The organism is Lysobacter sp. P5_B9, assembly GCF_054049835.1.
In genome coordinates this window covers 194,302-213,516 of the sequence record NZ_JBFULP010000001.1, presented here as the reverse complement: position 1 = coordinate 213,516, position 19,215 = coordinate 194,302, and the positions used below count along the sequence as shown (strand labels likewise).

15 protein-coding genes, 1 other RNA gene and 1 pseudogene are annotated in these 19,215 nt (G+C 68.2%); 1 reads left to right on the top strand and 16 read right to left on the bottom strand.

Features of this window, described 5'->3' with window-relative positions:
• Positions 1-131: 131 nt before the first annotated feature.
• The 16 genes and pseudogenes from ftsZ to rsmI form a co-directional block, all read right to left on the bottom strand.
• Complete coding sequence (ftsZ, locus tag ACXJJ9_RS00980) at positions 132-1,376, bottom strand: cell division protein FtsZ (RefSeq protein WP_457095429.1); 1,245 nt, start codon at positions 1,374-1,376, stop codon at positions 132-134.
• Between the two features lie 121 nt (positions 1,377-1,497).
• Positions 1,498-2,748, bottom strand: coding sequence for a cell division protein FtsA (gene ftsA, locus ACXJJ9_RS00975; RefSeq protein WP_310050816.1), 1,251 nt, complete (start codon positions 2,746-2,748; stop codon positions 1,498-1,500).
• Positions 2,745-3,488: a cell division protein FtsQ/DivIB gene (locus ACXJJ9_RS00970; RefSeq protein WP_457095428.1), complete on the bottom strand. Its 744-nt coding sequence runs from the start codon at positions 3,486-3,488 to the stop codon at positions 2,745-2,747. Before ACXJJ9_RS00970 ends, ftsA begins: the two co-directional genes overlap by 4 nt.
• Positions 3,485-4,468, bottom strand: coding sequence for a D-alanine--D-alanine ligase (locus ACXJJ9_RS00965; RefSeq protein WP_457096131.1), 984 nt, complete (start codon positions 4,466-4,468; stop codon positions 3,485-3,487). The genes ACXJJ9_RS00970 and ACXJJ9_RS00965 overlap by 4 nt, the downstream gene beginning before the upstream one ends.
• A gap of 2 nt (positions 4,469-4,470) precedes the next feature.
• Entirely contained in the window at positions 4,471-5,925 is a 1,455-nt protein-coding gene (murC, locus tag ACXJJ9_RS00960; RefSeq protein WP_457095427.1) for a UDP-N-acetylmuramate--L-alanine ligase, read from the bottom strand.
• Complete coding sequence (murG, locus tag ACXJJ9_RS00955; RefSeq protein WP_457095426.1) at positions 5,922-7,037, bottom strand: undecaprenyldiphospho-muramoylpentapeptide beta-N-acetylglucosaminyltransferase; 1,116 nt, start codon at positions 7,035-7,037, stop codon at positions 5,922-5,924. Before murG ends, murC begins: the two co-directional genes overlap by 4 nt.
• The gene (gene ftsW / locus ACXJJ9_RS00950) at positions 7,034-8,341 is read right to left on the bottom strand and encodes a putative lipid II flippase FtsW (protein WP_457095425.1); all 1,308 of its coding nucleotides are present in this window, start codon (positions 8,339-8,341) and stop codon (positions 7,034-7,036) included. The genes murG and ftsW overlap by 4 nt, the downstream gene beginning before the upstream one ends.
• Positions 8,341-9,426, bottom strand: a complete 1,086-nt coding sequence (gene mraY / locus ACXJJ9_RS00945; protein WP_310050807.1) for a phospho-N-acetylmuramoyl-pentapeptide-transferase — start codon at positions 9,424-9,426, stop codon at positions 8,341-8,343. Before mraY ends, ftsW begins: the two co-directional genes overlap by 1 nt.
• Positions 9,416-10,810, bottom strand: a complete 1,395-nt coding sequence (locus ACXJJ9_RS00940; RefSeq protein ID WP_457095424.1) for a UDP-N-acetylmuramoyl-tripeptide--D-alanyl-D-alanine ligase — start codon at positions 10,808-10,810, stop codon at positions 9,416-9,418. The genes mraY and ACXJJ9_RS00940 overlap by 11 nt, the downstream gene beginning before the upstream one ends.
• A complete protein-coding gene (locus tag ACXJJ9_RS00935) occupies positions 10,807-12,294 on the bottom strand; it encodes a UDP-N-acetylmuramoyl-L-alanyl-D-glutamate--2,6-diaminopimelate ligase (protein WP_457095423.1) in 1,488 nt (495 codons plus the stop codon). Before ACXJJ9_RS00935 ends, ACXJJ9_RS00940 begins: the two co-directional genes overlap by 4 nt.
• Positions 12,291-14,060, bottom strand: coding sequence for a peptidoglycan D,D-transpeptidase FtsI family protein (locus tag ACXJJ9_RS00930; protein WP_457096130.1), 1,770 nt, complete (start codon positions 14,058-14,060; stop codon positions 12,291-12,293). The genes ACXJJ9_RS00935 and ACXJJ9_RS00930 overlap by 4 nt, the downstream gene beginning before the upstream one ends.
• A gap of 166 nt (positions 14,061-14,226) precedes the next feature.
• The gene (ftsL, locus tag ACXJJ9_RS00925) at positions 14,227-14,493 is read right to left on the bottom strand and encodes a cell division protein FtsL (protein ID WP_310050801.1); all 267 of its coding nucleotides are present in this window, start codon (positions 14,491-14,493) and stop codon (positions 14,227-14,229) included.
• An 11-nt stretch (positions 14,494-14,504) separates the two neighbouring features.
• A pseudogene (gene rsmH, locus ACXJJ9_RS00920) lies at positions 14,505-15,407 on the bottom strand (16S rRNA (cytosine(1402)-N(4))-methyltransferase RsmH); the annotation flags it as partial.
• Between the two features lie 47 nt (positions 15,408-15,454).
• The gene (mraZ, locus tag ACXJJ9_RS00915; protein WP_310050797.1) at positions 15,455-15,901 is read right to left on the bottom strand and encodes a division/cell wall cluster transcriptional repressor MraZ; all 447 of its coding nucleotides are present in this window, start codon (positions 15,899-15,901) and stop codon (positions 15,455-15,457) included.
• 474 nt (positions 15,902-16,375) lie between these two features.
• Positions 16,376-16,724: RNase P RNA component class A (gene rnpB / locus ACXJJ9_RS00910), an RNA gene on the bottom strand.
• A gap of 175 nt (positions 16,725-16,899) precedes the next feature.
• Positions 16,900-17,724, bottom strand: coding sequence for a 16S rRNA (cytidine(1402)-2'-O)-methyltransferase (gene rsmI, locus ACXJJ9_RS00905; RefSeq protein ID WP_457095422.1), 825 nt, complete (start codon positions 17,722-17,724; stop codon positions 16,900-16,902).
• Positions 17,725-17,784: 60 nt separating this feature from the next.
• On the opposite strand from rsmI, the gene ACXJJ9_RS00900 reads away from it, so the two are divergent.
• Positions 17,785-19,176, top strand: a complete 1,392-nt coding sequence (locus ACXJJ9_RS00900; protein ID WP_457095421.1) for a penicillin-binding protein activator — start codon at positions 17,785-17,787, stop codon at positions 19,174-19,176.
• Positions 19,177-19,215 lie beyond the last annotated feature (39 nt).

Genomic DNA, 19,215 nt, shown 5'->3' with positions numbered 1-19,215 from the left:
CCTAGGGTCCAAACCGGCCGGGGACGAGTCCGGCCGACCCGGGACCGATTCCTCGGTCCCCTAATACTGAAGCCACGTCGGCGGCTGGCATTGGCAAACCACCGACGCTTTCGCGGGTCAAGCTCCTACATTCAGTCGGCCTGGCGGCGCAGGAACGCCGGGATGTCCAGGTAGCTGTCGCTGCCGCCGAAGTCGGCCGCGGCGGGTGCCGCCGGCTCGCTCACGCGGCTGCCGCCACGCAGGCTGCCGGCGAACGACGGCGGGCCACCCTGGAAGCCATCGGACACCGCATCGATCGGCAGGCCGGTGGTGCCATCGCGCTTGACCTGGGTGCGGACGAGTTCCACCTGCGGACGCTGGCGGGCATCGCTGAAGTCGGCACGCTCGCCATGGCGGATCGGCTGGCGGACCACGGCGCGGTTGAGGCCGGTGGCGACCACGGTCACCTTGACCTCGTCCTGCATGTCCGGATCGAGCACGGTGCCGATGACCACCGTGGCGTCCTCGGAGGCGAAGTTCTCGATCGTGCGGCCGACTTCATCGAACTCGGCCATGGTGAAGTCCGGACCGGCGGTGATGTTGACCAGGATGCCGTTGGCGCCGGACAGGTTGACGTCGTCGAGCAGCGGATTCTGGATCGCGGATTCCGCCGCGGCCTGGGCGCGATCGTCGCCGCGGGCCGAGCCGGTGCCCATCATCGCCAGGCCCATCTCGGACATCACGGTGCGCACGTCGGCGAAGTCGACGTTGATCAGGCCCGGACGCACGATCAGGTCGGCGATGCCCTGCACGGCGCCGAGCAGCACGTCGTTGGCGGCGCGGAAGGCCTGGATCATGGTGGCGTTGCGGCCGAGCACGGTGATCAGCTTCTCGTTCGGGATCGTGATCAGCGAGTCGCAGTGGTGCGACAGCTCCTCGATGCCCTTGAGCGCGACCTGCATGCGGCGGCGGCCTTCGAACGGGAACGGCTTGGTGACCACGGCCACGGTCAGGATGCCCATCTCCTTGGCGAGTTGCGCCACGACCGGTGCGGCGCCGGTGCCGGTGCCGCCACCCATGCCGGCCGTGATGAACACCATGTCGGCGCCGGTCAGCGCATCCATGATGCGTTCGCGGTCTTCCAGGGCTGCCTGGCGGCCGACTTCCGGATTGGCGCCTGCGCCCAGGCCCTTGGTGACGTTGCTGCCGAGCTGCAACTGCAGCTTCGCGCCGCAGTTCTTGATCGCCTGCGCGTCGGTATTGGCGGTGATGAATTCCACGCCGTCGACGCTGCCGTTGACCATGTGCGCGACGGCGTTGCCACCGCCACCGCCGACGCCGACGACCTTGATCACCGCGTTCGGGGCCATCTTCTCCAACAATTCGAAATGTGCCATGTCCTCGTCCTCTTGTTATGTGTTGCTAGTGATTGATCGGGGATGCCAAGTTGCTCTCAAGAACTGCAAGTCGCCCTTCCACCTGCCACCGCACCGCCGCGCCTTCGCGGCAGCGCTCGAATCAGAATTCGCCCCGGTACCAGCTCTTCAGCCGGTTGAAGAGGCTGCCGGCGCGGCCCGCGGAAATCGTCGGGCGCCGCGGGTTCTCGATCTGGCTGCCCATCAGCAGCAGGCCGACTCCGGTGGCATGCACCGGGTTGCCGACCACTTCGCCCAGGCCGGTGACGTGCTGCGGGATGCCCACGCGCACCGGCATCTGCAGCATTTCCTCGGCCAGCTCGACCACGCCTTCCATCTTCGCGGCGCCGCCGGTGAGCACCATGCCCGCACGCACGTGCTGCTCGAAGCCGCTGCGACGCAGTTCGGCCTGGATCATTTCGAAGATTTCCTCGTAGCGGGCCTGCACCGCCTGCGCCAGCGACGCGCGCGGCATGCGCCGTGGCGGGCGGTCGCCCACGCTCGGCACCTGGATCGATTCTTCCGCGGTCGCCATCTGCGCCAGCGCGCAGGCATAGCGGACCTTGATCTGTTCGGCTTCGGGCGTGGGCGTGCGCAGCATGTGCGCGATGTCCTCGGTGACCTTGTCGCCGGCGATCGGCAGGCTCGCGCTGTGCGCGATCGCGCCCTGCACGAACACCGCGATGTCGGTAGTGCCGGCGCCTATGTCGACCAGGACCACGCCGAGCTCGCGCTCGTCGCTGGTGAGCACGGCAGTGCTCGATGCGAGCACGCTGAGCACGAGGTCGTCGACCTGCAGGCCGCAGCGCTGCACGCACTTGCTGATGTTGGCGGCGGCCGATTGCGCGCACACGACCAGGTGCGCATGCACCTCCAGGCGCACGCCGGTCATGCCGACGGGATTGCGGATGCCCTCCTGCGAATCGTCGAGCACGTAATCTCGCGGGATCGCGTGCAGGATCTTCTGGTCGGCGGGGATCGCCACGGCCTTGGCCGCTTCGAGTACCCGGTCGAGGTCGCCGTAGGTCACCTCGCCATCGCGGATCGGCGCGATGCCCTGCGAGTTGCGGCACTGGATGTGGCTGCCGGAGATCGAGGCATAGACCGAACGGATCTCGCAACCGGCCATCAGCTCGGCTTCCTCGATCGCGCGCTGGATCGACTGCACCGTCGATTCGATGTCGACCACCACGCCACGCTTGAGTCCGCGCGATTCGTGCGAGCCGATGCCGATGACTTCGATCGGTGCGCCGGGGCGGCCTTCATTGGGCGAATACTCGCCCACCAGCGCCACCACCTTGGAGGTGCCGATGTCGAGTCCCACGATCAGCGATTTGTCGCCCTTGCGATTCATGTATTTCCCTGAACTTGCGGCGCGTCGATGTAGGCCTGGGCCGGAGCCGGCTTCCACGTCAGCGCGAAACCATTGGTGTAACGAAGGTCGGCGCGCGCGAGCTGCTGCGTGTTCTGCGTCAGTAACTGGGGCAGCAGGCGCACGAACCGATCGAGGCGGGCGCGCGCTTCGCTGCGGCCGACGATGACGACGGCGCCGTTGGTCAGCCCCAGCGTCCAGCTGCCACGCGGATCCAGCGCGACTTCGCGCACGTCGATGCCGACCTTGGCGAACAACTCGCGCGCCTCGTTGTAGAGCTCGACCACCTCGGCGCTGCGCGCTTCTGGCCCCGAGAATTGCGGCAGGCCGTCCGGCACCACGATCCCCTTGGCGGGAAACAGGCGCCCGTGTTCGGAGAGCACACGGTCGGCGCCCCAGCGAGCGAACGGCTTGTGTTCGACCACGCGCACTTCGAGCACGTCGGGCCAGCGCTTTCGCACTTCGGCGGTTTCGACCCACGGCAGCCTGGCGACGGCATCTTGCGCGGACTCGAGATCGACTGCGAAGAAGCCGCGCTGCGCATAGGGCAGCAGCGTCTGGCGCAACAGCGTGCCGTCGACGCGGTGGAATTCGCCCGTGGCCTGCAGTCGCGTCAACGGCCAGTGGCCCGCGCCGACCCAACCGTTGAGCACGGCCACGACCGGCAGCACGACCAGGGCGACCGCGAGGATCCAACCGGCGATGCGCAGCAGCGCGTTCACTTCGGCGCGGCCTCCGTGGTCTGGGCTTCGACGGCCTGCTCGAGGATCCGCCAGCACAGGTCCTCGAACCCGATGCCGACCTGGCGCGCGGCCTTGGGCACCAGCGAATGGCTGGTCATGCCCGGCGCGGTGTTCACTTCCAGCAGGTAGAACTTGCCGCTGCTGCGATCGCGCATCACGTCGACGCGGGCCCAGCCGGTGCAGCCGGCGGCGATGAACGCCGCCAGCGCGATGCGGCGGATTTCCGCTTCGGCATCGCCTTCCAGGCCGGGACACAGGTACTGCGTGTCCTCGGCAATGTACTTGGCGTTGTAGTCGTACCACTCGCCCTTGGGCATGATCCGGATCGACGGCAGCGCCTGGTGCGCCGTGCCATCGCCGAGGATACCGACGGTGAGTTCGTCGCCGACCACCATCTGCTCCATCAGCAACTCGCCGGGATAGCGCGTGGCCAGTTCCACTGCGGAGTCGAGGTCGGCGTCGTTGAACACGCGCGAGACGCCCACGCTCGAACCCTCGCACGAGGGCTTCACGATCACCGGCAGACCGAGCTCGCGCGCGGCGGCGTGCACGTCGGCGCCCTTCTCGAGGCGCACGTAGCGCGGCGTCGGCAGGCCCAGCGACAACCACACCTGCTTGGTGCGGATCTTGTCCATCGCCAGTGCCGAGCCGAGCACGTTCGAACCCGTGTACGGCACGCCCAGTGCTTCGAGCAGGCCCTGCAGCACGCCGTCTTCGCCACCGCCCTTGTTGCCATGGAGGATGTTGAAGACGCGATCGACCCGGTCCGCACGGATCGCATCGATCAGCGCGGGTATCCCGTCGACCGCGAAGGCGTCGACACCACGCGAACGCAGCGCGTCCAGCACGTTGCGGCCGGAATCGAGCGAGACCTCGCGCTCGGAACTGGTGCCGCCCATCAGCACGGCGACTCGGCCGAAGACGGCCGGATCGGTGACGCGCGTGGCGGCGAAATTCATGCTCACTTCGTTTCTCCCGCGAATCCATTGGCGGCCAGTTGTTGAGCGGCATGGCCGATGTCGCCCGCCCCCATCATCAGCAGCAGGTCGCCGTCGTTGAGGACATCGGGCAGCACGCCTGCGAGTTCGCCCGCACTGCTGACGACGATCGGATCGATGCGGCCACGCGTGCGGATGGCACGCGCCAGCGACTTCGCATCGGCGCCGGCGATAGGCGCTTCGCCAGCCGGATAGATTTCCGTCAGCACCAGCGTGTCCACCGTCGACAGCACCGCGGCGAACTCGTCGAACAGGTCGCGGGTACGGCTGTAGCGATGCGGCTGGAAAGCGACCACGAGGCGGCGATCCGGCCAGCCTCCGCGCGCGGCGGCGAACACGGCCTCGAGTTCCTTCGGGTGGTGGCCGTAGTCATCGACCAGCTGCACCGTCGCACCCTTGGCCGTGGTGAGCTGGGCGAGCAGGTTGAAGCGGCGGCCGATGCCGGCGAATTTCTGCAGCGCACGGGCAATGGCGTCGCTGTCGACGCCCAGTTGCCAGGCCACCGCGGCGGCGGCGAGCGAGTTCTGCACGTTGTGGCGGCCCGGCAAGGCGAGCTCGACGGGCGTGCGCGTGCCATCGGGCAGGCACAGCATGTAGCGCATGGCCGGGCCATGCTGGGTCACGTCTTCGGCGCGCACGTCGGCGTGGTCGGCGAAGCCGTAGGTCATCACGTGGCGCGTGGTGTTGCTGGCCAGCGCCGCCACTTCGGCGTCGTCTATGCACAGCACGGCCAGGCCGTAGAACGGCAGGTGGTGCAGGAATTCGTCGAACGCGGCCTGGACCTTGGCGAAGTCGCCGCCGTAGTTCTCCAGATGGTCGGCATCGATGTTGGTGACGATGGCGATCTGCGGATTTAGGCGCAGGAAGCTGCCGTCGCTCTCGTCGGCCTCGGCCACCAGCCAGTCGCCCTTGCCCAGGCGCGCATTGGCGCCAGCGGCGAGCAGCTTGCCGCCGATCACGAAAGTCGGGTCGATGCCCCCCTCGGCCAGCACGCTGGCGAGCAGCGACGTGGTGGTGGTCTTGCCATGCGTGCCGGCGACGGCGATGCCACGCTTGAAGCGCATCAGTTCGGCCAGCATTTCCGCGCGCGGCACGATCGGGATGCGCTGGGAGCGGGCCTCCATCAGTTCCGGGTTGTCGCGGCGGATCGCCGAGGACACGACGACGCAGTCGGCGCCCAGGACGTTGGCGGCGGCATGGCCGCGCATCACGTTGATGCCGAGCGAGGACAGGCGGCGCGTCACGGCGTTGTCGGCCATGTCGGAACCGGAGACCAGGTAACCCAGCGTGGACAGCACCTCGGCGATGCCGCTCATGCCGACGCCGCCGATGCCGACGAAGTGCACGCGCGCGCCGGCACCACCACTGGCGACGAGGTCGCCGGTGTGCTGCATGCGGTGGCGGGTCTGCGGGGTCATGAATGTTCCTTGTTCGATTGTTCGAGCACGATGGTCGCCACGCGTTCGGCGGCATCGGGCCTGGCCAGCGCGCGCGCGGCCCGGGCCATCGGCAACAGCAGGTCGCGCTCGCCGAGGATCTCCAGCGTCGCGGAAAGGCGCTGCGCGAGTTCGCCGACATCGCTGCCCTGCGGCAGCAGCTGCGCGGCATTGCGGTCGACCAGGAACTGCGCGTTCTTGGTCTGGTGGTCGTCGACGGCCTGCGGGAACGGCACCAGCACGCTGCCCACGCCGACCGCGCACAACTCGGCGAGCGTGAGCGCGCCGGCACGGCAGATCACGATGTCGGCCCATGCGTAGGCCGCGGCCATGTCGGCAATGAAGGGTTCGACCGACGCCGGCACGCCGGCCTGCGCGTAGGCCTGCACGGCCTCGTCGCGCATCTTCTCGCCGCACTGGTGGCGCACGTCGAAGCGCAGGTTGCGCGGCAACGAGGCAATGGCCCTGGGCACGGCGCCGTTGAGGGCGCGTGCGCCCTGGCTGCCACCGAGCACGAGCAGGCGCAGCGGGCCTTCGCGACCGGCGAAGCGCGCTTCCGGCGGCGCGATGGCGGCGATCTCGGCCCGCACCGGATTGCCCACCACTTCCTCGTTCGCAAACGTCTGCGGGAACCCGGTGAGGATGCGGCGGGCGAGCTTCGCCAGCACGCGGTTGGTCATGCCCGGTGCGCGGTTCTGCTCATGCACGATCAAAGGAATGCCGGCAAGCCGCGCGGCGAGTCCGCCCGGGCCTGCGGCGAAGCCGCCAAAGCTCACCACCGCGCGCGGCTGCCGCTCGCGCAGGGTCTGGCGCGCGGCATTCACCGCGCTGAGCAGCTTGAACGGCGCGGCGAACAGCGTCGCGATGCCCTTGCCGCGCACGCCACGCACCGCGATGGTGTCGATCGCGATGCCGTGCTGCGGAACCAGGCGGGTTTCCATGCCGCCTTCGCTGCCGAGCCAGAGCACGGGAACGTCGCGCGCACGCAACGCCTTCGCGACGGCCAGGCCGGGGAAGATGTGCCCGCCCGTGCCGCCGGCGAGGATCATCACCGGATGCAGGTCGGAGTCGGTGGCGGCGCCAGCAGTGCTCATGCCGTCCTTCCGAAGGCTCTTTCGAATACCGGTTCGACGCGCTGGCGCAGGCGGCTGGTGCCGCGTGCTTCGGCCGTCACCAGCGGCAAGGGCTGCGTCGTGGCAGGCATCGCCGCCGCGGGCGCCTGCGCATCGCCGCGCAGGCGCGCGACCTGGCGCTGCGCGCGGTCCAGTTCGAACGACACGCGCAGCAACACACCGAGCGCGGCACAGGTGAGCAGGACGCTGGAACCGCCCGAGGAAATCAACGGCAGGGTCAGGCCCTTGGTCGGCAGCAGCCCGAGGTTCACGCCGATCGAGACGAAACTCTGCAGCGACATCCACAGCGCGATGCCGAAGGCGCAGTAGCCGGCGAAGTGGCGGCGCATCTCCACGCACTTCAGGCCGATCCAGAATGCGCGGCCGGCCAGGCCCGCGTATAGCGCGATGATCGCGAACACGCCGACGAAGCCCAGCTCTTCGGCGATGACGGCGAGGATGAAGTCGGTGTGCGCTTCGGGCAGGTACGACAGCTTCTGCACCGAGGCACCGAGGCCGACGCCGAACCATTCGCCGCGCCCCACCGCCATCAGTGCATTGGTGAGCTGGTAACCGCTGCCGAACGGATCAGCCCACGGGTCGCGATAGGAGACCAGGCGCTGCACGCGGTAAGGCTCCATCAGGATCATGCCGGCCAGCAGCGGCAGCGCGCACAACACCGGGAACAGCATGCGCGGCAGGTTCACGCCACCGAGGACGAGCATGCCGGCGGTGATCGCGAGGATCAGCGCGGACGAGCCGAAGTCCTTGTGCACCACCAGGAGGATGCCGACCAGCAGCCCGGCGACGGCGAGTGCCTTGATCATCGCGCGCCACGTGGCGCTGACCTCGTCGCGGAAGCGCGCGAGGAAGCTCGACAGCCACACGATCAGCATCAGCTTGACCGCTTCCACCGGCTGGAACGTGAGCACGCCGAGGTTCAACCAGCGGCGCGCGCCCTTCGCGGTGACCCCGATGCCCGGGACGACGACGAGGATCAGCAGCAGCAGGCACACCAGCGGCAGCCACTGGCTGTGCTGTTCGATGGTCTTCATTTCGGTACGCATCGCCGTGTATGCGAGGCCGAGGCCGAACCCAAGGAAGACCAGGTGGCGGAACAGATAGTGGAAGGGACCGGCATCGCGGCCCTCGGCAATGGCGATCGACGCCGAACCCACCATCACCACGCCCAGGCATGCGAGCGTGCAGGCGATACCGAGCAGCCACGGATCGAAGCGGCCCCCGATGTCGTCCAGTCGCGTTGCCTGGCGTGAGAGGTCGTTCATCAGCGCACCTTCAAGGTCGCCAGGCCGACGAGGACGAGGATCACCGAGATGATCCAGAAGCGCACGATCACGCGCGGCTCCGGCCAGCCCTTCAACTCGAAGTGGTGGTGGATCGGCGCCATCCGGAACACACGCTTGCCGGTGAGCTTGAACGATGCCACCTGGATCATCACCGACAGCGTTTCGATGACGAAGATGCCGCCCATGATCACCAGCACCAGTTCCTGGCGCACGATGACGGCGATGCAGCCGAGCACCGCACCCAGTGCCAGGGCGCCGATATCGCCCATGAACACCATCGCCGGGTAGGTGTTGAACCACAGGAAGCCCAGGCCGGCGCCGGCGATCGCCGCGCAGATGATCACCAGCTCACCCGCACCCGGCACCTGCGGGATCTGCAGGTAGTTGGAGAACACCGCATTGCCCGAGGCATAGGCGAACACGCCCAGCGCGCAGGCCACCAGCACGGTCGGCATGATCGCGAGGCCATCCAGGCCGTCGGTGAGGTTCACCGCGTTGGAGAACCCGACGACCCACAGGTAGGCGAGGAAGACGAAGCTGATGCTGACCAGCGGCAGCGCCACCGTCTTGAAGAACGGGATGTAGAAGGTCGTCGCCGCCGGCGCGTCGGCGGTGTAGTACAGGAACAGGCCGACACCGAGTCCGAACACCGACTGCAGGAAGTACTTGGTGCGCGACTTCATGCCGTTGGGATCGCGCTTGACGATCTTGATCCAGTCGTCCCACCAGCCGATCCAGCCGAACGCGACCATCACCGCCATCACCAGCCACACGTAGCGGTTGCGCAGGTCGCCCCACAGCAGCACGGAGGCGAGGATGGTCAGCAGGATCAGCGCGCCGCCCATGGTCGGCGTGCCTGCCTTGGAGAAGTGCGACTGCGGGCCTTCCTTGCGGATCGGCTGGCCACCCTTGAGCTGGGCGAGGCGGCGGATTACCGCCGGCCCCCACCACAGCGACAGGAACAGCGCAGTCAGTGCCGCGAGGATGCCGCGGAAGGTGAGGTAGCCGAACAGGCCGAAGAGGCTTTGCAGCTGTTCGAGCCAGCGGAAGAGTTCAAGCAGCATCGGTGGTCCCTTCGGCGCCGAGCACCGCCTTCACGATCTTGTCCATCGCGCTGCCGCGCGATCCCTTTACCAGGACGCGCACGCCCTCACGCAGGTCGCCGCGCAGCGAGGCGATGAGCGCATCGTGGCTGTCGAATTGGGAAGCGCCTTCGCCGAAGGCCTTGGCGGCCTCCGCGCTGAGTTCGCCGAGGGCGTACAGGCGCCTGATGCCCGCAGCCTTGGCCCGCCGGCCCATTTCAGCGTGCATCGGCCCGGCATCGACACCGAGCTCGCGCATGTCGCCGAGCACGAGCCAGCCCTCGCCGTTGCGGCTTGCTTCCGCGAGCGTGTCGATGGCGGCCGCGAGCGAGCCCGGGTTGGCGTTGTAGCTGTCGTCGATGAGGACGGCGCCGTCGCGCAGGCGATGGATGATGAGGCGGCCGGCGACGGGCTCGGCGGCGTTGAGGCCCGCACCGATGATCTCGAGTGGCACGCCCAGGCCCAGCGCGATCGAGGCCGCTGCCAATGCGTTGCTTACGTTGTGGCGACCGGGCATCGCCAGGTCGATCGCGGTTTCTCCCTGCGGCGCGACCAGCACGAAGCGCGAACCGTTTTCGGTGGGTTGGATGTCGCGCGCGGTGACGTCGGCGCTGGCATCGAGACCGAAGCGGATCAGGCGGTGGCCATGCGCGCGTTCGGCGAAGAACGGCGCGAAGGCTTCATCGGCGTTGATCACCGCGACGCCGTCCTCGGGCAGCGCGTCGTAGACCGCGCCCTTGGTGTCGGCGACGCCGAGCAGGCTGCCCATGCGTTCCAGGTGCGCCGGTGCGATGTTGTTGACGAGCGCCACGTCGGGACGCGCGACCGCGGTCAGGTAGGCGATGTCGCCCGGCTTGCCTGCGCCCATCTCGTACACGGCGAACTGTGCGTCCTCCGGCGCATCGAGCACTGCCAGCGGCAGGCCGATCTCGTTGTTGCGGTTGCCGGGATTGGCGTAGGCGTGGCCAGCCCGCGACAGGATCGCCATGGCGAGCGTCTTCACGCTGGTCTTGCCGTTGCTGCCGGTGATGCCAATCACCTTGACGTTGCTGCGGTCGCGCTGCATGGCGCCGGCGAAATCGGCCAGCGCGCGCTCGGTGTCGGCGACGACGATCTGCGGCAGCGGACCGTTGGCGACGGACGTATCCATCACGCGCGATACCAGCGCGGCGACAACCCCGCCCTGCGCCGCGGCGGCAACATGGTCATGGCCGTCAAAGCGCTCGCCCTTCAGGGCAACGAACAACGTGCGGCCGCCGGCCGGCAATGCGCGCGTATCGGTCGCGATGGCGTCGATCAGGGCGTTCTCACCGTGCAGGCGGCCGCCGGTCATGCGGGCGATGTCGGAAAGTTGCAGCGGCTTCATGCATGCACCTCCAGTTGTGCCCGGGCGACTTCCGTGTCATCGAAGGGATGCTGCACGCCGTTGATTTCCTGGTAAGGCTCATGGCCCTTGCCGGCGATGAGCACGATTTCGTTGGGCCCGGCTTCGCCGATCGCGCGCGCGATGGCCGCGGCGCGGTCGCGCTGCACGACCACGGCACCCGGATGGGCGAAACCGGCAAGGATGTCCGCCACGATCTGGTCGCCGTCCTCGCCGCGCGGGTTGTCGTCGGTGACGATCACGGCATCGGCATTGGCTTCGGCGATCGCGGCCATCTGCGGGCGCTTGCCGCGATCGCGCTCGCCACCGCAACCGAACACGCAGACCAGGCGCGCCTGCGCATGGGCGCGCAGCGACTTCAGCGCCTGTTCCAGGGCGTCGGGGGTGTGCGCGTAATCGATGACCACCAGCGGACGGCTCTTGCCCTCGATCCCGCCATCGCCGCCGAGGCGGTTCATGCGGCCATGGATCGGTTGCAACTGCGACAGGGTCGCGGCGATCTGCGCGGGCGTGTCGCCCGACGCGTACAAGGCACCGGCCACCGCCAGCAGGTTGTCGACATTGAAGCGGCCCAGCAGCTTCGATCGCACCGGATGCGCCTGCGTGCCCTCGACCAGATCGAAAGCGATACCGGCGCTGTCCAGCTTCAACGCGTCGGCGCGCAGGGTCGCGCCTGCGGCACCGCGCGAGCTCAGGCCGATCACCTTCACGCCGGTGGGCAGGCGCGTGTGCAGATGAGCGCCGTACTCGTCATCGAGGTTGACCGCCGCGGCCTGCAGGCCCGGCCACGCGAACAGGCGCGCCTTCGCGGCGCCGTAGGTGTCCATGTCGCCGTGGTAATCGAGGTGGTCGCGGGTGAGGTTGGTGAACACCGCGACATCGAAGTGCACGCCATCGACGCGGCCCTGGTCGAGCGCGTGCGAACTCACTTCCATCGCCACCGCCTGCGCGCCGGCGTCGTGCATCTGCGCCAGCAGTTCATGCAGCTTGAGCACCAGTGGCGTGGTGAAGCCGGTCGGCGTCACCTGTCCGTACAGGCCCGCTCCGAGCGTGCCGACAGTGCCGCAGCGCAGGCCGCGCAGCGTCCACGCCTGCGCGAGCAACTGCACGGTCGAGGTCTTGCCGTTGGTGCCGGTGACGCCGACCACCGTCATCGCGTCGGTGACGCGGCCGTGGAAGCGGTCGGCGAGCTCGCCCAGGCGCGCGCGCAGGTTCGGCACGGCGATCGCATCCGGGGGCGCGGGCAGGTCGGCCGGCGCCGGCGCTTCGAACAGGATCGCGCTGGCACCGCCAGTGCGTGCCTGCTCGATGAACTTCAATCCGTGCGCACCGAAGCCGGCGATGGCGACGAACGCATGGCCGGGCCTGACCTCGCGACTGTCCATCACCAGGCCGGTGATGCGCAGATCGCCGGGGATGCCGGCGACGTCGGGAAGCAGTTCGCGCAGGAGCATGGCGCGGCTCATTGCGTGCCCCCGTTCACGGGTGCAGGCAGGCTTGCGTCGGCCAAGGGCGCCGCCGCGGAGGCGTCGGGCAGGACCGGACCTTCTTCGCCGCGCAGTTCGTTGGCGTGCTGTGCGTTGTTCTGCGCGGCTATCCAGGTGTCGATGTCGTCCGGCGGCACGTCCATCAGGCGCAGCGCGCCGTCCATGACCGTGCGGAACACCGGGGCGGAGACGAGGCCGCCGAAGTAGCCGCGCTCCGGATCGGGATCGTTGACGACCACGACCATCGAGAAGCGCGGGTTCTGCACCGGCACCACGCCGGCGAAGTAGGACAGGTAGCGGCGCGTGTAGCCGCCGGTCTCGCTGTACTTGCGCGCGGTACCGGTCTTGCCGGCGACGTGGTAACCGAGGATCGCCGCCTGCGTCGCCGTGCCGCCGGTTTCGGTCACTGTCTGCATCATGCGCATGACTTCGTGCGCGACCTGCGGATCCAGCACCTGCCTGGGTTCGTTGCGCTCGCCCTTGACGAAGGTCGGCGTGATCAGCTTTCCGCCGTTGCCCAGGGACGCGTACACCATCGCGATCTGCAGCGGCGTCGCCGACATACCGTAACCGTAGGCCATGGTGGCCTTGGTCGTGCCGCTCCAACGCGAGGGCATGGCGAGCACGCCGGCGGATTCGCCGGGGAAGCCGCTGCCCGGTTTCTGGCCGTAGCCGAACTGGCGGATGAAGTCGTAGAAGTACTGGTCCTTCATCCGCGCCGCGAGCTTGGCCGCGCCGATGTTGGAACTCTTGGTGATCACCCCGGTGATCGTCTGTACGCCGTAGTTGCTGTGGTCGCGGATGGTGTAGCGCCCCAGCTGCATGTAGCCCGGGTTTAGGTCGATGCGGGTGTCCGGGGTAACGATGTGGGCATTGAGTGCCGCCGCCACCGTGATCGGCTTCATCGTCGAACCCGGCTCGAACACGTCGGTCACCGCGCGATTGCGGTGCGTGTCGGCGTTGCCCATGGCCACGGCGTTCGGGTTGTAGCTGGGCAGGTTCACCATCGCCAGCACTTCGCCGGTGGCGATGTCGAGCACGACCGCCGAACCGCTGCTGGCGCCCGTCTTCACCAGCTGGTTGCGCAGCTCCCGATAGGCGAGGAACTGGATGCGGCGATCGATGGTGAGGGTCAGGTCCTGGCCGGGCTCGGCCGCCTTGATCAGGTCGACGCTTTCGACGATGCGGCCCTGGCCATCGCGGATGACGCGCTTGGAGCCCGGCTTGCCGCTGAGGATGTGGTCGAAGGACAGCTCGAGCCCTTCCTGTCCGCGGTCGTCGACGTTGGTGAAACCCAGCACGTGCGCCATCGCCTCACCCTGCGGGTAGAAGCGGCGGAATTCGCGCTGCGAGAACACACCCGGGATGTTGTGGGCGAGGATGCGGCGCGCCTGCTCGGGGCTGATGCGGCGCTTGAGGTAGAGGAATTCCTTGTTCGCGCGCTGGGTGAGCTTGCGCGTCAGCACGTCGGCGGGAACTTCAAGCGCCACGGCGAGTTCCGGGATGCGCGCGGGATTCTCCAGCAGCTCCTTCGGATTGCCCCATACCGATTCGACCGGCGTCGACACCGCGAGCGGCTCGCCGTTGCGGTCGGTGATCATCCCGCGCGAGGTCGGAATGGGAATCTCGCGCAGCGATCGCGCCTGGCCCTGTTGCAGGTAGAAGGCGTTGTTCACGACCTGCACGTCGAAGGCGCGCACGACGAGCGCCACCGAGCCCAGCGCCAGCGCGCCACCGACGATCATGAGGCGCTTGCGCAGGTCCAGGCCGCCGCGCTGGTGGCGCGCGCGCGCGCTGCTCGCCGCCGGTTGGGCGGCGATGCGGGCGCGCAGCGCGTCGGCGACCTTGCTGACGAGGTGCTGGCGGCGGTCGTTGCGGGCGCTCATGGGCCCAGCCTCGGTGTGAACGCGCTCATGGCCTGATCACCACGGTTTCGGCGCCTTCGGGAAACTTCATGCCAAGCCGGTCGCGGGCGACCTGGTCGATGCGGTTGCTCTCGGCCCAGGTGGCCTGCTCCAGTTGCAGGCGACCGAACTCGATATTGAGCTCATCACGCGCTTTTTCCAGCCGCGTGGCCTGCACGAACAACTGGCGGTGCTGGTGGCGCGCGAGGACGACCGCGAGCGCGGAGGCCAGGTTCGCCACGACCAGCACGGTGAGCAGGAGGCGCCAGGTCATGCGGCCTCCGCGAGCTTTTCGGCCACGCGCAGGACGGCACTGCGGGAGCGCGGGTTGGCGGCGATCTCGGCCGCGTCAGCCTTCTGTGCAGCGCCAATCGCCATGAGCGTCGGCGTGAAGGCGACTTCCACCGGCATGCGGCGGTTGGCGGGCGGCGCCTTGGCGTGGCGGGCGATGAACTGCTTGACGATGCGGTCTTCCAGCGAATGGAAGCTGATCACGGCGAGGCGACCGCCCGGCTTGAGGCGTGCAAGGGCGGCGTCCAGGCCGGCTTCGAGGTCCGCGAGCTCGCGATTGATGAAGATGCGGATGCCCTGGAAGCTGCGGGTCGCGGGATGGATCTTCTGCTCGCCGCGCGGCACGACCGACGCGATGAGGTCGGCCAGTTGCGCCGTGCGCAGCAGCGGTTGTTCCACGCGCCGCGCGACGATGGCGCGCGCGATGCGGCGGCTCATGCGCTCCTCGCCATAGGTCCACAACACGTCGGCGATATCTTTCTCGGACGCGCTTGCGAGCCACTGCGCGGCGCTGTCGCCGGCCTCGGGGTCCATGCGCATGTCGAGCGGCCCGTCCTTGCCGAAACTGAAGCCGCGTTCGGCGACATCCAGTTGCGGCGACGACACGCCAAGGTCGAGCAGCACACCATCGAGGCCGGCCGCGGCCGCATCCCACTGCGCAAGTTCGGCGAAGCTGCCGCGATGGATCGCCACGCGCGCATCCGCGCCGAACTCGCGTTCAGCCACGGCGATCGCTTCGGGATCCTTGTCCATCAGCAGCAGCCGACCCCCGGCCCCCAGTAGTTGCAGCACGCCGCGCGCATGGCCGCCGCGCCCGAACGTGCCGTCCAGATACGTTCCATCCGCCTTGACCTGCAGGCCTTCCAGGCACTGCGCGTACATCACCGGTACGTGCATGACGGGAAGGTGGCCGGACGTCCCTTCCCGTCCGCTGCCACCGGCCGTCACAGCTGCAGCTCGAGCAGTTCGTCGCTCAGATCGTCGTCGGTCACCGTCTGACGGATCTGGGCGTGGTGCGCCTGCTCGCTCCACAACTCGAACTTCTCGCCCATGCCCAGCAGCACCGCCTTCTTCTCGATCGCCACCGCCGCGCGGTGGCTGGCGGGAATGCTGATGCGGCCGTTGCCGTCGAGTTCGACGAACTCGGCGGCACCGACCAGCTTCAGCTGCATCGAGCGGTTGACCTTCTTCGCCTTGGGCAGGGCGTTGACCTGGTCGCGCACGCGCTCCCAGACCGCCAGCGGGTACAGCCAGAGGGAACCGGATTCGAAGGGGTTGTAGGTGATGACCAGACGGTTGCCGCATTCACGCGCGACGAGGTCGCGGTAGGCGGTGGGCACCGCCAGCCGGCCCTTGTCGTCGATCGTGATGGCGGTCTCGCCCTGGAACATTCGCCTGCCTTGCCGCGTTTTCCGCCTCTTCGGGCGGCTTTGGGGTCACCTTCGCATGGAAAAACCACAAAAAACCCGGTTTTCCCTCCGATGCCCACCTTAGCATCGCGCTAGGGCTTGTCAACGCTTTTCTGGAGGCAATTTCACTTTGCGTTTCAATGGCTTGCAGCGAACTTCAGAGTCTTTATGAACAGTTGTTCCCTAAGCTTTGTTTCGTCTCATTTTTTGAGACAAAAGGAGTGCCGGGAATTGGGAAACCACAGGAGCGGCAAAACCCGCCGCCAATGCTGCGTCGCAACATACGCTCAGGAGCGCCATGGCCGTTGAGCCCCAGGTGGACACCAGGCCTCCATGAAGCAACCGGGCCGGCGAAATAGTCTCCATCCCCAAAACGCAGGGCGCACCGATCCATCTGGAGAAAAGCCCCTGGCAAATGAAAATTGTGGGGCGCCTTTCGTGCGTAGCATGAAAAGGTGGCGGAGCCGGCCTGTAAGCCGGGTTCTGTCGTGGACAGTCATTCCTCTAGGCGCATCGTCACCGATACGCTCAAGCAACCTACCCGGAGACACCGCGGGCCGCGGCATTGCCTCCCTATTTGGTCTTGCTCCCGGTGGGGTTTGCCGTGCCGGCCTGTTACCAGGCTCGCGGTGCGCTCTTACCGCACCATTTCACCCTTGCCTGATCTCCGAAGAGCCATCGGCGGTATCTTTCTGTTGCACTTTCCGTCGACTCGCGCCGCCCAGGCGTTACCTGGCACCGTGCCCTGTGGAGCCCGGACTTTCCTCGGCATCCTTTCGGATGACGCGACTGTCCGGCCGACTCCGCCGAAGCGCATTCTACGGCTTCGCCTGCTAATACCCCAAAGTTTGCTACGCAAACTTCGGGTCCGCGCTGCCAATCCCCGCGGCTATCGCCGCGCCCCCTTACTAAGGGGGCTTCACCACCGGGACGTTTCCAGCACTGATTGGATCGGCGCACGGAATTGAAACTGCTGGGAGCTACTCGCCGCCGTACAGGGCTTTGCGCGGGGCGCCGCTGAGTTCCGCGGCAAGCTTCGCCGCCTGCGACGGCTTCAGGTATTCGCTCAGCTTCGCGTACAGGCGCTGGCCCTCGGCGATCTTCGCGTCGGCATCGTCACCCGCACCTTCGACGATCACCACGAACTCGCCCTTGCGCTGATCGGCTTCCGTGGCAACGCGCAGGTGCAGCGCCGACAGCGGGCCATCCAGGACGGTTTCGAACAGCTTGGTCAATTCCCTCGCGACCACGGCACGGCGCGTCGCGCCCAGGACAGTCGCCATGTCGGCCAGCGTTTCTTCGATGCGGTGCGCGGATTCGTAGAACATCAGCGTGCGTGTCTCACTCGCCAGCCGCGCCAGCCGTTCGCGCCGCGCCGCGGCTTTCACCGGCAGAAAGCCTTCGAACACGAAGCGATCGCTGGGCAGGCCCGCCACACTCAACGCGGCGATCGCCGCGCACGCGCCCGGTACCGGCGACACGCGTACGCCCGCGGCCCGCGCCGCACTGACCAGGCGGAAACCGGGATCGCTCACCAGCGGCGTCCCCGCGTCGGACACCAGCGCCAGCGAGTCGCCCGCAAGCAGGCGCGCCACCAGTTGCGCCGCCTGTGCATCCTCGTTGTGCTGGTGCAGCGCCAGCAGTGGACGCTCCAGGCCGAAGTGGGACAGCAGTTGCCGCGTGTGCCGGGTGTCCTCGGCGCAGACGGCAGCGACATTCCGCAGCGTGTCGAGCGCGCGCGGCGAAAGGTCGCCAAGGTTGCCTATCGGCGTCGCGACGACATGAAGGGTGCCGGGAGTGAGCATCGTGAGGAAATCAGCGGGACGGTTAGAATCCTACCCGGTCCCCCAAGGAAAGCCGCGCCGATGCCCCTGCCGATGCCCTCGCCCGCCCGCCAATGGCCCATTGCCCGGGTGCTGGCCGCATCGTTGCTGCTGGCCACGCTGGCCGGCTGCAGCTCGATGCAGACCACGGGAGGTGCGCCGGCCGGTCGCGGACCGCGCAGCGAAGCGATGGTCCAGGCCGATGCGCTGGCTCGGCAGGCCATGGCACAGGGCGGCGCCGAGCGTGCGCAGACGGACAAGCAGATCGAGACGCTGCTGGCCGCGCTGGACAACCCGACGCTGCAGCGCGAAGCCGCTGCGTTGCCCGCGGGCGACCCGCTGTACAACTACGCCGGCCGCGCGCTGCTGCGCCGTGGCCTGCCACTACCGCGTCCGTTCGATCGCACTGCGTGGAAGTTCGATGCCGGCAACCGGCCGCCCGCCGAAAGCGACGGCTATCGCCCGCCGATGAAGCTGGCCGTGCTGCTGCCGTTGTCGGGCAATCTCGCCACGGCCGCGGCACCCGTGCGCGACGGTCTCCTGACCGGCTATTACGCTGAAACGCGCCGCCGTCCGGAGGTCAGCTTCTACGACACCTCCACCGGCGCGTCCGCCGCATACGACCGCGCCGTGTCCGAAGGCAACGATTTCGTCGTCGGCCCGCTCGGCCGCGATGAAGTCGGCACGCTGTTCAACCGCACCACCCTGCCGGTGCCGGTGCTCGCGCTCAACCGCAGCCAGCTGCTGCCACCGCCCGGCAATGCGAGCTTCTCGCTGTCGCCGGAGGACGAAGGCATCGCCGCCGCCGATTACCTGGTCGAGCGCGGTGCACGCCGCGTGCTCGTGGTCAGCGCCGAAGACGACACGCAACGCCGCGCCGTCACTTCGCTGCGCGAACGCCTGGCCGAACGCGGCGGCACCATCACCGACGTCGTAAGCGAGGGCGCCGCCGACTTCGCGCCATTCGCGGCCAAGGAAGGCGGTGTCGATGCGGTGTTCCTCGCCGTCAAGGGCACCGCGGCACGCCAGCTGATGCCGCGCCTCGCCCTGGCGGGCCTCGCCGGCAAGCCGCGCGTGGCGACGTCGCAGCTGCTGTCCGGCACGGGCAAGCCCGAGGACGATCGCGTGCTCGACGGCATCGCCTTCCCCAGCGAAAGCTGGACCACGCGCGGGGCGCGTGGCCTGCCGCCGCCTGCGAGCGCCGCGGCGATGCTGCCGAATGCGAAAGGTCCGGCGGCGCGCCTGTTCGCCTTCGGTTTCGACGCCTGGCTGATCACCGCCTACCTCGAGCGCCTGGCCACCTCGTCCGAAGGCATCAATGGCGCTACCGGCGTCCTGCGCATCGACGGCTTTGGCAACGTCCAGCGCACGCCCGCCTGGTCGACCTTCAGCAGCGGCATCGCGGTGCCGCTGGCGGACGCGGCGCGGCGCTGATCTCGACAGGCGACGTCTCGACAGCCGACATCTCGACAG

Excerpts from the sequence above, each read along its gene's own strand:
- ftsZ (WP_457095429.1), bottom strand. The coding sequence starts at position 1,376 with ATGGCACATTTCGAATTGTTGGAGAAGATGGCCCCGAACGCGGTGATC.
- ftsA (WP_310050816.1), bottom strand. The coding sequence starts at position 2,748 with ATGAATCGCAAGGGCGACAAATCGCTGATCGTGGGACTCGACATCGGC.
- ACXJJ9_RS00965 (WP_457096131.1), bottom strand. The coding sequence starts at position 4,468 with ATGAATTTCGCCGCCACGCGCGTCACCGATCCGGCCGTCTTCGGCCGA.
- murC (WP_457095427.1), bottom strand. The coding sequence starts at position 5,925 with ATGACCCCGCAGACCCGCCACCGCATGCAGCACACCGGCGACCTCGTC.
- murG (WP_457095426.1), bottom strand. The coding sequence starts at position 7,037 with ATGAGCACTGCTGGCGCCGCCACCGACTCCGACCTGCATCCGGTGATG.
- ftsW (WP_457095425.1), bottom strand. The coding sequence starts at position 8,341 with ATGAACGACCTCTCACGCCAGGCAACGCGACTGGACGACATCGGGGGC.
- mraY (WP_310050807.1), bottom strand. The coding sequence starts at position 9,426 with ATGCTGCTTGAACTCTTCCGCTGGCTCGAACAGCTGCAAAGCCTCTTC.
- ACXJJ9_RS00940 (WP_457095424.1), bottom strand. The coding sequence starts at position 10,810 with ATGAAGCCGCTGCAACTTTCCGACATCGCCCGCATGACCGGCGGCCGC.
- ACXJJ9_RS00935 (WP_457095423.1), bottom strand. The coding sequence starts at position 12,294 with ATGAGCCGCGCCATGCTCCTGCGCGAACTGCTTCCCGACGTCGCCGGC.
- ACXJJ9_RS00930 (WP_457096130.1), bottom strand. The coding sequence starts at position 14,060 with ATGATCGTCGGTGGCGCGCTGGCGCTGGGCTCGGTGGCGCTCGTCGTG.
- ftsL (WP_310050801.1), bottom strand. The coding sequence starts at position 14,493 with ATGACCTGGCGCCTCCTGCTCACCGTGCTGGTCGTGGCGAACCTGGCC.
- mraZ (WP_310050797.1), bottom strand. The coding sequence starts at position 15,901 with ATGTTCCAGGGCGAGACCGCCATCACGATCGACGACAAGGGCCGGCTG.
- rsmI (WP_457095422.1), bottom strand. The coding sequence starts at position 17,724 with ATGCTCACTCCCGGCACCCTTCATGTCGTCGCGACGCCGATAGGCAAC.
- ACXJJ9_RS00900 (WP_457095421.1), top strand. The coding sequence starts at position 17,785 with ATGCCCCTGCCGATGCCCTCGCCCGCCCGCCAATGGCCCATTGCCCGG.